This window comes from Thioclava sp. L04-15 (assembly GCF_002020275.1).
Taxonomy (GTDB): domain Bacteria; phylum Pseudomonadota; class Alphaproteobacteria; order Rhodobacterales; family Rhodobacteraceae; genus Thioclava; species Thioclava marina.
Map to the genome: position 1 here is coordinate 165,356 of NZ_MPZW01000002.1, position 12,413 is coordinate 177,768.

Consider the following 12,413-nt stretch of genomic DNA (forward strand, 5'->3'; position numbering starts at 1 on the left):
GCGCACCCGCGCTGTGCGGCCCTGTCCCGGAGGCGCCCTTGGAAATCCCGACCGCGCGCATTAGGTTGTTGCACGAAGGAGACCGCGCCCCATGTTCAACGTTCCCGGACAAGATCCCGTTACCCTGACCGATGCCGCCGTCGCGCAGATTGCCAAGCTGATGGCGCGCGAAAATGCGGCCGGTTTCCGCATCGGCGTCAAGAAGGGCGGCTGCGCGGGGATGGAATACACGATGGAAGTCGCGGCCGAGGCCGGTCCGATGGATATCGTGGTCGAGAAAGGCCCCGCGCGGGTTCTGATCGCGCCGATGGCGCAGATGTTCATGCTCGGCACCGAGATCGACTACGAGACCGGCCTTCTGGAAAGCGGCTTCAAATTTCGCAATCCGAACGTGGTCGAGGCCTGCGGCTGCGGCGAGTCGATCAAGTTTCGCGACGTCGACGCCGACGAGACCACCTGAGCCACCGCGCAGGTCCGCCCTGCCCCGCGCCAATTTGCCCTTTGCGAGCAGCCGCGCCCTGGCCTAATCTCCCGCGCAATGACATCAGGGAGAGAGAAACCACATGCGCAAGAAACTTGCTGCCGGCAACTGGAAGATGAACGGGCTCAAGGGCGACCTGCACGAGGTCTCGGCGCTCATCGAAGCCCATCCCCACCCGAAATGCGACGTTCTGCTCTGCCCGCCCGCGACGCTGATCGCAGGCATGTCGATGACGGCTGCGGGCCGGATCGCGGTGGGGGGCCAGGATTGCCACATGCGCAGCTCGGGGGCGCATACCGGCGACATTTCCGCGCAGATGATCCGCGATGCGGGCGGTTCCTACGTGATCCTCGGGCATTCCGAACGCCGCGCCGATCATCATGAGAGCGACGTGATCGTGCGCGCCAAGACCGAAGCCGCGATCGAGGCGGATCTTGTCGCGGTGGTCTGCGTGGGCGAGACGGAGGCCCAGCGTGACGCGGGCGAGACGCTGACCCTGATCGGCAACCAGCTCAAGGGTTCGCTGCCCGATCATGCGAGCGCCGCCAATACCGTCATCGCCTACGAACCCGTCTGGGCGATCGGCACCGGCCGTACCCCGACGCTTGAGCAGATCGCGGAAGTCCATGATTTCATGAGAGAACAGCTGATCAAGCGTTTCGGAGCCGAGGGCGACGGGATGCGTCTGCTCTATGGCGGGTCGGTCAAACCCTCGAACGCCGCCGAGATCTTCGCGGTCTCGAATGTCGATGGCGCGCTGGTTGGCGGGGCCTCGCTCAAGGCCGCTGATTTCGGTGCGATCATCGAGGCGCTTGCGGCCAGCTGAGCCGCGCCCGACCATTGCAGATACCAATTCGCCGCCCGGTCTCCATGCCGGGCGGTTTTTCCATGTCGCCGGCAGGACCGCCCCGCTCCAACTCGGGTATGACCGAAGATGTCAAAGCACATATCGGTCTCGCCAAGTCAAATCTCTTCGCCCATAGTGCCGCCAGGGTCATGCAACAGGGCGGAAAAGACAGATGACGACAGCGGGCGGGTACGTTCGGCGGGTTTTGATGGTCGCTGTGCCGGCGGCACTTGGGGTGTTCGCGATCTATTACGCAGGCAATCTCAAGAGCTTGCCCGAACCCACTGAAACGAAGCGCAATCCGACGCCGGTTCGGGTCATCACGCTTGAACCGATCGATCTCGTTCCGCGGGTCAGCGGCTACGGCACGATCGCGCCGGTGCGCGAATGGCGTGCGGTGGCGCGGATCGAGGGAGAGGTCACCGAGGTCGCCCACCCGCTCGCCCCCGGCGACATCGTGCCCGCTGGGACGCTCGTGTTCCGCATCGACGACAGCGATCTGAAACTCGATCTGGCGAATATCGACGCGCAGCTCGCCGCCTCGAAGGTCAAGGATGAGACCGTCAAGGCGAGCCTTGCGCTGGCGCAATCCGACCTCGCGCTGATGCAGGAAGATCTCAAACGTCAGGAGCGGCTCAACAGTCAGGGCGTGGTGACGCAAGCGGCACTGGAGGCCACGCGCCGCCAGGAGCTGACCGCGCGCACCAAGGTCACCGAGCTTGAAAACCAGATCACCTTGAATGGCGCGGAACGCGAAGTTCTGGGCACGCAGCGCAGCTCGCTCGAACGCTCGATCGGTTTTGCCGAGATCCGCGCGCCCTATGAGCTTCGCGTGGCCTCGATCAGCGCCGATCTGGGGCAATATGTCAGCCGGGGTCAGGTGATGCTGACCGGCGAAGGCACCGAAGCGGTCGATATCTCGGCGCAATTCCCGATCGGACGGATCGGCCCGCTGCTGCGTCTGGCTGGCGAAGGCACCGAGGTTACCGATCTCAAGGCCAAGGTGAAACTGCCCGCGCCCGAGCATCAGGTCGACTGGCCCGCCACGGTCGAGCGCATGGGTGAGGCGATCGACGAGCGCACGCAAAGCGCGCCGGTCGTGGTGCGCGTCGACGACCCGCAAAGCCAGAGCGTCGCAGGTCAACGCCCGCCGCTGCGGCGCAACATGGTCGTCGAAGTCGAGCTTTCCGCCCCCAAGCGCAAGGCGCTCGTGGTGCCGGTCGAGGCGGTGCAAAACGGCTTGGCGCTCGTTGTCTCGGCCGAAGGCGTGCTCGAGAAGCGCCCCGTGACGACCGGTTTCGTCTCGGGCGATATCGCGGTGGTGACGAACGGGCTCAAGCCGGGCGATCAGCTCGTCGTGACGGACCCTTCGATCGCGGTCCCGGGCATGGCGGTGAAGCCGCTCGAGGATGATGCGCGCAAGGCCGAGATCCTCGCCGAGGCGCTCGGTCAGGCGGCGGAGGCCCCCAAGCCCGGCTCGGGCGGCGGCGCAGGCGGCGGCAAGAACAAAGAGGCCGCGCAATGATCCGTCTGTTCGCGGGCCACCGCACGGCGGCCAATATCCTGATGATCGCGATCTCGGGGCTGGGGCTGCTCGCCCTGCCGATGATGCAGCGCGACACCTTCCCCGAGACGCCGCCTTCGGATGTCTCGGTGCGCATCACCTATCCGGGTGCGGCCCCCGCCGAGGTGGAGACCGGGATCTGCACCGTGCTCGATCCGGTGTTGATGAAGGTCGAGAACCTCGCCAAGCTCACCTGCCTTGCACGCGAAAACGCGGCCCAGGTCACCGCCGAGATGATCGAAGGCGCGGACATGACGCGCTTTTACAACGACATCAAGGATGCGGTGGACGGGGTGACCTCCTTCCCCACCAAGGCCGATGATCCGGTGACGCAGATCGTCGAGCGTGTGGCCTCGGTTTCCTCGGTCGCGGTGACCGGACCGAAGGATCCGGCGGTGCTTTACGCCTATGCCCAGCATCTCGCCGATCAGCTGCGCGCCGACCCGGCAATTTCGCAGGTCGATGTGAACGGCTTCTCGGATCGCGAGATCGCCATCGAATTCGACCGCGCGGCGCTGGAGCGCTACGGGCTCGACATGACCGAGATCGGCACGGGTCTCGCGCGCTACAGCCTCGACATGCCCGCAGGTACGCTAGAGGGACGCTCGGGCGACACCGCGATCCGCTTCCTTGGCGAAAAACGCACCCCGCAAGAGCTGGGCCAGATACCGATCGCGGGCAGCGCGACGGGCGGCGAAGTGCGGCTGGGCGACGTGGCCAAGATCACCGCCGGGTTCTCCGATCCCGCGCAGGCCACCTATTTCGACGGCCAGCGCGCGGCGATCGTGGCAGTATCGAAGACCGGTTCGCAGGATGCGCTGAAGGTGAAGGCCGCCCTCGATCGCCAGCTCGACAAGGCCCGCGCCGAGGCGCCGGGCAATATCACCCTCTCGATCTCGCAAGATTCCACCCAGAACATCCGCGAGCGCCTGCGGATCATCGGCACGAACGGCTTTCAGGGCCTCATTCTCGTCCTCGTGGCGATGTGGCTCTTCTTCGGGCTACGCATGTCCTTCTGGGTCGCGATGGGCCTGCCGGTCAGCTTCCTCGGCGCGATCTTCGCTATGCAGATGCTGGGCTACACGATCAACATGATGACGATGGTGGCACTTCTGGTCGCGACGGGTCTGTTGATGGACGATGCGATCGTGATCTCGGAGAACATCGTGCGCCGGCGACAGAAGGGCGAAAGCGCGCATGAGGCCGCAGTCAACGGCGTGCTGCAGGTCGGTCCCGGCGTGCTGGCCTCGTTCCTCACGACCGCGATGATCATCGGGCCGCTGAGTTTCCTGTCCGGCAATATCGGGGCGCTTCTGAAATACATCCCGATCGTGCTTTTGCTCACGCTCACGATCTCGCTGGTCGAGGCGTTCCTGATCCTGCCCGCCCATATGCGCCACTCGCTCCATGGCGATCTGCGCCCGGGCCGGGTCAGCCGTGCGGTCAATGGCGCGTTCGACAAGCTGCGCGACGGGGTCATCGTGCCGCTGGCCGAGCGCGCGTTGCGCTATCGCTACCTCACGATCGGACTTGCGATCTTCATCGTGGCCCTGTCGGTCGCCCCGTTCACCGGCGGGTTCATCAAGTACCAGAGCTTCCCGACGCTGGAGAGCGACACGGTCGAGGCGCGGCTCTTGCTCGCGGAAGGCTCGCCGCTTGCCCGCACCGAGGCGCGGGTCGCCAAGGTGGTCAAGGCGCTTGAACAGCTCAACGCAGAGCTGACCCCCGAGCAACCCGACGGCCAGCAACTCGTGCAGAGCTATACGATCACCTATGGCGCCAATGCCGACAGCCCGAGCAGCGGTCCGAACATGGCCACCGTCAGCGCCGCACTGCTGCCTGCGGGTACGCGCTCGACCGAGGTGGGCGTGATCCTCGATACCTGGAAGAAGTTCGTAGGGCAGATGCCCGACATGGCGGCCTTCCGCATCACCGACAAGGAACGCGGTGCCGGGGGCAAGCCGATCGACCTTCTGCTCGAAGGCGACAATCTGGACGATCTCGCGATCACCGCACGCGAGCTGCGCAAGTTCTTCCGGGGCTTCGACGGCGTGCGCGACGTGACTTTCGATCTGCAACCCGGCAAACCCGAGATCGTGGTGAGGATGCGCCCGGCGGCGGCCAACCTGCTGGGCGTGACCCCGCAGGCGCTTGCAACCGAGCTGCGCGCGGCCTTCCGGGGAGACAGCGCAGTGAGCTTCGCCGATGCCTATGGACAGGTCGACGTGGTGGCGCGCTTGGCGCCGTCCGAACGTCAGACCCTGAGCGACGTGCTGGCGCTGCGCGTACCGGGGGCGAATGGCGCGTTGGTGCCGCTCTCGGCGGTGGCGGATGTCACCGAGACGCGTGGATTCAACACGATCACCCATGTGAACGGGCAGCGCGCCGTCTCGGTGCAGGGCTCGATCAACGCCGCGGTCGCCAATGCGCGCGAACTGATGGCGGCGATGCGTGCCGATTACCTGCCGCAGCTGGCGCAGAAACGTCCCGGCATCAAGGTTATCGTGCTGGGTGAAGAGGAAGATACGGCGACGACGGGTGCCTCGCTGGCGCGCTACATGACGGCGGGTGTCGTGGGCGTCTATCTTCTGCTGGCTTTCTACATGTCGAGTTTCATCCGTCCCATCGCGGTCATCGCGGCGGTCCCCTTGAGCCTTGTGGGCGTGATGTGGGGCCATATGGCGCTTGGCATGCAGATCTCGCTGCCGAGCCTCGTGGGCCTCGCAACCCTGGCCGGCGTCGTGGTGAACGACTCGATCCTGCTGGATGCGTTCATCGGCGAACGCCGCGCGGCGGGTTCCGATATCAGCGAGGCGGGCCGCGAGGCGGTGCGCGATCGTTTCCGTGCGATCTTCCTGACCTCGCTGACGACGATCGTGGGGCTCGGACCGCTCCTTCTCGAACAAAGCACCCAGGCGCAGTTCCTTCGGCCTATCGTCGCGAGCCTCGCCTTCGGTATGACCGCCGCGACGGTCCTGTCGCTCTTCGTGACCCCGGCGCTGCTGGCGATCCTCGAAGATTTCGGCCTCAATCTCGCCACCAAAGAGGCTGAGGAGGACAGCGCCGCGCCGCTGACCGAGCCCGCCACGAAGACCTGACACGTCCCGCTCATCGCGCGGCGCCGATTGCATGGCGCCGCGCGGCACCTATATCTGCCTCGCTTGGGATCACGTCAGGTGAGAGGACGCGAAAGAGAATGGGATACGTCAAGACCGCGATTCTGATGGCCGCGCTGACGGCCTTGTTCATGGGGCTCGGATACCTGCTTGGCGGGACCGGGGGCGCGCTGATCGCATTGGTCGTGGCTGCCGGGATGAACGCCTTTTCGTGGTGGAACTCCGACAAGATGGTCCTGAGGATGCACAATGCGCACCCGGTCGGACCGAATGACCGCTCGGGACTGACGGAGCTTGTGGGCGAACTGGCCCGCAATGCCGGGCTGCCGATGCCCGCGGTCTACTTGCTCGACACAGCTCAACCCAACGCTTTCGCCACCGGCCGCAACCCGGAAAACGCAGCCGTCGCGGTGACGGCGGGCCTGATGCAGAGCCTCTCGCGCGAGGAACTCGCCGGGGTGATCGCCCATGAGCTTGCCCACATCCGAAACCGCGACACCGCGATCATGACCGTGACGGCGACTTTCGCCGGTGCCATCGGCATGCTGGCGAATTTCGCGCTGTTCTTCGGCGGCTCGCGTGAGCGGATGGGAATCTTGGGCACGCTCGCAATGATGATCCTCGCGCCGCTGGCAGCCGCACTCGTTCAGATGGCAATCTCGAGGACGCGCGAATATGCCGCCGACAAGGCAGGTGCCGAGATCTGCCGCAACCCGCTCTGGCTGGCCTCGGCGCTCGAGCGGATCGAGGCGGGCGCAGCGCGCGTCGACAATATCGCAGCAGAGCGCAACCCGGCCACGGCCCATATGTTCATCATCAACCCGCTGCATGGTCAGGGCGCGGATAACCTTTTCGCAACCCACCCCTCGACCGCGAACCGCGTTGCGGCGCTGCGCCAGCTGGCGGGCGGTTCGGGCCCTCGCTCGACGCAGCCCCGCCCCGCTCCGCAACCCGAGATGACGGGATTCCGCGACAGCTCCGTGCCGCCGGTGCGGCGCAAGCATCGCTCCGGCCCCTGGAGCTGATCCAGCCATCACCGCAAAGCAAGAGCGCCCGACCGAGTGAACGGTCGGGCGCCTCCTTGGCCTTAATCGCGACCCAAGAGACAGCGACGCGAACGCGCCGAAGTCTCAGTAGGTCAGGCGGCGATACATGTGCCAGCTCGCATGGCCGAGCACCGGCAGCACCACCAGAAGCCCAAGGAACATCGGGATCATCCCGATGAACAGGCTCAGCGCGATCGTCAGGCCCCAGATCCCCATCGAGACCGGGTTGGCGATCACCGCGCGCATCGAGGTCAGGATCGCCGTGATGATGTCGATCTCGCGCTCCATCAGGAGCGGCAGGCCGACCACGGTGAAGGAAAACAACGTCAGTGCGAAGATCGCGCCGATGATCGAGCCGATCGCCAGCATCGCAAGCCCGTTCCCGGTGAAGAGGATTTCGGGCGACGAACTGACATTGGTGAAGGCCGACAACCCCATGAACAGCGCGAAGGTGGTATGGGCCACGAAGACCCAGAACATGAACATCATCAGGATCAGCATCGCCATGGACGGGATCTGCCGGTCCTTTTGCGAGATGCAGCAGGCCATCACCTCTCCCCAGACCAGGGGCTCCCCTCCCTCGATCCGGCGGCTGATCTCGTAAAGCCCGATCGCCGCGAAGGGCGCGAGCAGCGGAAAACCAAGCGCGAAGGGAATGAGCCACCATTCCTCGCCGCGTGCCGAAAACACCATCCAGAGCACGATCCCGCCGAGGACATAAAAGCCCGAAAACATCAGCCCGAAAGCGGGCGCGCGCAGGAAATCGCGCCACCCCTCACGCAGCACCTCCGGGATCGCCGAGACCGGCATGTCGCGAAAATGCGGCAGCTCGGACGGCTCAGACATCACTTGTTGCATTCTACTCTCCCTGACAGACAGGCCCTCTCCCCAGAGCCTGTTCACTCACGTTGCGTCACGCATCCGTGATCTGTCGAGAAAAACCTCTGCCGCAGAGCAGCAATGCAGATGCAAAAAACAGGCTTCAAGCGTCGCGAAAACGGGACAGTTCTCGGATTGGGCCCCAATTTCGACGTCGACCCAGCACATTCCCGACACAATTGAAAATCAGACCGATCATCTTAAGTGTGCAGGACCGAAATCGGTGTCGGCTCCGGCAAACCTGCTCGCGACAAAGACAGACTGAACGCGATGACCACCTACAGCCTCAAGATCTTTTCGCTGGATTCGGCGACGACCAGCGCCGCCGGCATCCTCGAGCAAAGCCCGTCCGGCGCCCAATGGGGCTGGTATTCCTCCCCCACACTCACGGTGAACACCGGCGCCGCGCCAACCCAGGTTGAGATCTCCGACACCGATGGCTCGAGCGGCACGCTCGACGATGACAGCGAGGGGCAAGTTCTCACCCAGGACACGGTGATCGGGGGTGTAACCTATGCCGCGGGCTCGATGCTTCAGGACGAATACGAGGTCTCGTTGACCGACGGCACGAATACGTATCGTCTCGTCGCGATCTCGGTGCGAACCTATTCCGACCCATATACCTATAACGACCAGATCATCGGCTTTTCCTGGGAAGGCGATGCCCCGCCCGAAGGCGTCACTCTCACCTACGTCGCCTCGAGCAATCAGGATTACGCATCGATGGTGCCCTGCTTCACGCCGGGCACGCAGATAGAGACGCCTGACGGCCCCCGCCCGGTCGAGAGCCTTCGGGTGGGCGATACGGTCCTGACCCTGGACCACGGCGCGCAACCGCTTCGCTGGATCGCCCGGCGGCATCTGAACGCGGGCGATATCGACCTGCGCCCCGAACTCTGTCCGATCCGGATCGCCGCAGGGGCGCTCGGGCCGGGGCGGCCCGCACAGGATCTGGTGGTATCGCCACAACACCGCATCTTGCTGCGTTCGCGTATCGTCGAGCGGATGACAACCGAACCGGAGGTCCTGATCGCCGCGCGCCACCTCACCGCCCTGCCCGGGATCTCGGTGCTGCGCGACGCATGTGAACCCGCATATATCCATGTGCTCTTCGATCGCCACGAGGTGGTCATCGCAAACGGCACGGAAGCTGAGACACTGCTGCTCGGCCCGGAGGTGACACGCACCCTGCCCCGCGCCACCCGGCAGGCCTGGCATCGGCTCCTGCCCGATCTCGATCCGACGAATCCGCCGCCACCCGCGCGGCCGCTGGTGACGGGAAAAAAGGCGCGCAATCTCGTGGCGCGCCACCACCGCAACGCCAAGGTCCTGCAGGATACCCTCGTGACGGTGATCTAGCCGCGCGTGCTGAGTGTCGCGAGCACGGTGGAGACCAGATCCTCCACCGGACGCGCGCCCGAGAGGTTCAGCACCGGCTCGGATCGTCCCGCCAGCCACTCCCGGTGACGCGACAGCGAACGCCCCGAGAAATAGGGATCGTCATAGTTCGACGCCCATTTCAGAAAGGCGGCGTGGTTATGAAACAGATCGCCTCCCGCCCGGATCCTCTCACCGAACTTGAGCGCCTCGCGTTTGCGGATGCGGGCCAGACGGATCGGTGTCGGAGCGCTGAGGAAGACGATCAGATCCGCCCCTTCGATCACCGGCTCCCCCCAGCCATCGAGCGAACCGGAAATCACCCATCCCCCGGGCGCTTTCGCCTCTTCCATCAGTTGAAGCCGCTCTTCGGGCGGGCGTTTGACGGTATAGGGCGGATCGCTCGGCGCCCAGAAGAACGCGTCAGTGTCGAGATGGGGCACATCAAGACGCTCGGCAATCCCCCGTCCGAGGGACGAGGTTCCAGACCCTGCGGCGCCGGTGATATGAACCCGCGCCGCCATCGGCTCAGTCCGCCGCCTGTGCGTCGGCTCGGGATTTGCCCTCGACCCCCATGGCCAGCGTCGCCGCCATGAGCCCGTCGAGATCTCCATCGAGCACGCCTTGCGTATCCGAGGTCTCGAACCCGGTGCGCAGGTCCTTCACCATCTGATAGGGCTGAAGCACATAGGACCGGATCTGGTTGCCCCAGCCCGCCTCGCCCTTGTTCTCGTGAGCCTCGTTGATCGCAGCGGTGCGCTTGTCGAGCTCCATCTGGTAGAGGCGCGACTTCAGCGCGTTCATCGCGATCTCGCGGTTCTGGTGCTGCGATTTCATCGAGGAGGTCACCACGATCCCGGTCGGGATGTGGGTGATCCGCACCGCCGAGTCGGTCGTGTTCACGTGCTGACCGCCGGCGCCCGAGGACCGGTAGGTGTCGACACGGATATCGGAAGGGTTCACCACGATGTCGATATTGTCGTCGACCACCGGATAGACCCAGACCGAACTGAACGAGGTGTGACGGCGCGCCGCCGAGTCATAGGGCGAGATCCGAACGAGACGGTGCACGCCCGATTCCGATTTCAGCCAGCCGTAGGCATTGGGGCCCGAGATCTTGTAGGTCGCCGATTTGATCCCGGCCTCTTCGCCCGGGCTCTCGGATTCGAGCTCGACCGTGTACCCCTTCTTCTCGGCCCAGCGGACATACATCCGCGCCAGCATCGAGGCCCAGTCGCAGCTTTCCGTGCCACCCGCGCCGGAATGCACTTCGAGATAGGTATCGTTGCCATCCGCCTCGCCATCGAGAAGCGCCTCGAGTTCCTTGCCCGCGGCCTCCTCTTTCAGCGCCTTGAGCGATTTCTCGGCCTCGGAGACGATCTCGGCATCGTCTTCCATCTCGCCCAGTTCGATCAACTCGACATTGTCGGTGAGCTCCTGCTCGATGCGCTGATAGGTCTCGAATTTGTCCATCAGTTGCTGACGATCGCGCATCAGCTTCTGCGCGCGCGCCTGATCGTCCCACAAGGTGGGATCCTCGATCATGGCGTTGAATTCCTCGATCCGGTGCGGCGCGGTCTCGAGATCCATGCGCTGGCCCAGCAGGGCAAGCGATTTGCGGATCTGCTCCACGATATTCTGCGTCTCGGCGCGCATATGTCGTCCTTCGTGATATCTTGGTGCGGGTGATACGAAATCGACAGCCCGCCCGCAAGCACCGGCGTCGCAAGAGGCGGCGAAGGGGCGCTGCCCCCGCCTGCCCTTCGGCAGGCTCCCCCGAGATATTTGGATCAAGAAGAAGGAAAAAGCGCGCCTACTTCTTCTTGATGGAAATATCTCGGGGGAATCCGCGTCAGCGGATGGGGGCAGCGCCCCCGTTTCAGCCGATCGGCAAGGCGCGTTCGGCCAACCGCGCGAGGAAGGACGCGCCCATCGGGGCGGCCTCGTCGTTGAAATCGTAACGCGGGTGATGGAGGCCGTGGCCCTCGCCCGTTCCCATGAAGAGATAGGCGCCCGGGCGGGTCTCCAGCATGTAGGAGAAATCCTCCGCCCCCATTTCCCGCGCGGCGCGACGCTCGACCCGGCCGGTGCCGGCGATTTCCTCGGCGACCGTCGCGGCGAACTCGGCCTCATCCGCGTCATTGACCGTGGGCGGGTAGCCGCGCTCATAGGTGATCTCGATCTCGACGCCATGCGCCGCGGCAAGCCCCGACACGATGTCACGAAAACGGCCTTCCGCCAGATCTCGGATCGCGGGATCGAAGGCGCGGATCGTGGCGCAGAACCATCCCTCTTCGGGAATGATGTTCGAAGCAGAACCGACATGGATCTGGGTGACGGAAATCACCAGCTCGTCGCCCGCACCGACATTGCGCGCCACCACCGTCTGCAGAGCGTTGACCATGCCGGTGATCGCGACGATCGGGTCGATGCAATCTTGCGGCGTGGCGCCATGCCCGCCCTTGCCGCGCACCGTGACCCAGGCGGTATCGACCGAGGCCATATAGGGGCCCGGCGTGGTGTAGAAATGGCCGAACGGCAGGCCCGGCGCGTTATGGATGGCGAAGACGCGGGCGATCTTGAAACGGTCCATGACGCCCTCGCGCACCATTACCTCTCCGCCGCCGCCCTCTTCTTCGGCGGGCTGGAAGATCAGCGCCACGATGCCTGCGAAATTGCGCGTCTCGGCGAGGTAGGCGGCCGCGCCCAGAAGCATCGTGGTATGCCCGTCATGACCGCAGGCATGCATTTTACCTTCCGTCTCGGAGGCGTAATCCGCACCGGTCTCCTCGGTGATCGGCAGCGCGTCCATATCGGCGCGCAGCCCCACCACCGGGCCCGGCGCGCGCCCCTTGATCAGCGCCACGATACCGCTTTGGGCGATGCCTTCATGGATCTCGTCGACACCGATCTCGCGCAGGCGTTCAGCCACGAAGGCGGAGGTCTGCGGCAGGTCGAATTCAAGTTCGGGATGGCGATGCAGCCAGCGCCGCCATTCGGTCATCCGGTCTCCGAGATCGGCGATTCGATTGATGACGGGCATGGTGGACTTCCCTCGCGCGGATGGTTAGGCCAGAGGCAATCGCATGGCAGGAGGCAAGCT

At 64.8% G+C, this 12,413-nt stretch carries 10 protein-coding genes; 6 read left to right on the plus strand and 4 right to left on the minus strand.

Translation table 11 applies throughout. The features are described from left to right. Positions 1–91 precede the first annotated feature (91 nt). From BMI90_RS06945 to htpX, 5 genes are all read left to right on the plus strand, one after another. Positions 92–460 (plus strand): iron-sulfur cluster assembly accessory protein, encoded by a 369-nt coding sequence (locus tag BMI90_RS06945; RefSeq protein WP_078527583.1) that lies wholly within the window; start codon positions 92–94, stop codon positions 458–460. A gap of 103 nt (positions 461–563) precedes the next feature. Next, on the plus strand, positions 564–1,307 hold the full coding sequence (tpiA, locus tag BMI90_RS06950; RefSeq protein ID WP_078527585.1) for a triose-phosphate isomerase: 744 nt from the start codon (positions 564–566) through the stop codon (positions 1,305–1,307). Between the two features lie 229 nt (positions 1,308–1,536). Next, the gene (locus BMI90_RS06955; protein WP_168172735.1) at positions 1,537–2,853 is read left to right on the plus strand and encodes an efflux RND transporter periplasmic adaptor subunit; all 1,317 of its coding nucleotides are present in this window, start codon (positions 1,537–1,539) and stop codon (positions 2,851–2,853) included. Further along, on the plus strand, positions 2,850–5,990 hold the full coding sequence (locus BMI90_RS06960) for an efflux RND transporter permease subunit (RefSeq protein WP_078527589.1): 3,141 nt from the start codon (positions 2,850–2,852) through the stop codon (positions 5,988–5,990). The genes BMI90_RS06955 and BMI90_RS06960 overlap by 4 nt, the downstream gene beginning before the upstream one ends. 98 nt (positions 5,991–6,088) lie before the next feature. After that, positions 6,089–7,033, plus strand: a complete 945-nt coding sequence (gene htpX / locus BMI90_RS06965) for a zinc metalloprotease HtpX (protein WP_078527591.1) — start codon at positions 6,089–6,091, stop codon at positions 7,031–7,033. Positions 7,034–7,138: 105 nt separating this feature from the next. On the opposite strand, the gene BMI90_RS06970 is transcribed toward htpX, so the two are convergent. Next, entirely contained in the window at positions 7,139–7,912 is a 774-nt protein-coding gene (locus BMI90_RS06970; RefSeq protein WP_078527593.1) for a DUF2189 domain-containing protein, read from the minus strand. A 291-nt stretch (positions 7,913–8,203) separates the two neighbouring features. Here BMI90_RS06970 and BMI90_RS06975 point away from each other — a divergent pair, with 291 nt between their 5' ends. Beyond that, on the plus strand, positions 8,204–9,292 hold the full coding sequence (locus tag BMI90_RS06975) for a Hint domain-containing protein (RefSeq protein ID WP_078527595.1): 1,089 nt from the start codon (positions 8,204–8,206) through the stop codon (positions 9,290–9,292). Here the strand turns inward: BMI90_RS06975 and BMI90_RS06980 are convergent. The 3 genes from BMI90_RS06980 to BMI90_RS06990 all read right to left on the minus strand — a co-directional run bounded on the left by BMI90_RS06980 (position 9,289) and on the right by BMI90_RS06990 (position 12,353). Then, positions 9,289–9,834 carry an AAA family ATPase gene (locus BMI90_RS06980; protein ID WP_078527597.1) on the minus strand — a complete coding sequence of 182 codons (546 nt, stop codon included), beginning with the start codon at positions 9,832–9,834 and terminating at the stop codon, positions 9,289–9,291. The genes BMI90_RS06975 and BMI90_RS06980 overlap by 4 nt on opposite strands. A 4-nt stretch (positions 9,835–9,838) precedes the next feature. After that, a complete protein-coding gene (gene prfB, locus BMI90_RS06985) occupies positions 9,839–10,966 on the minus strand; it encodes a peptide chain release factor 2 (protein WP_078527599.1) in 1,128 nt (375 codons plus the stop codon). A 223-nt stretch (positions 10,967–11,189) separates the two neighbouring features. Further along, positions 11,190–12,353, minus strand: coding sequence for a M20 aminoacylase family protein (locus BMI90_RS06990; protein ID WP_078527601.1), 1,164 nt, complete (start codon positions 12,351–12,353; stop codon positions 11,190–11,192). Positions 12,354–12,413 lie beyond the last annotated feature (60 nt).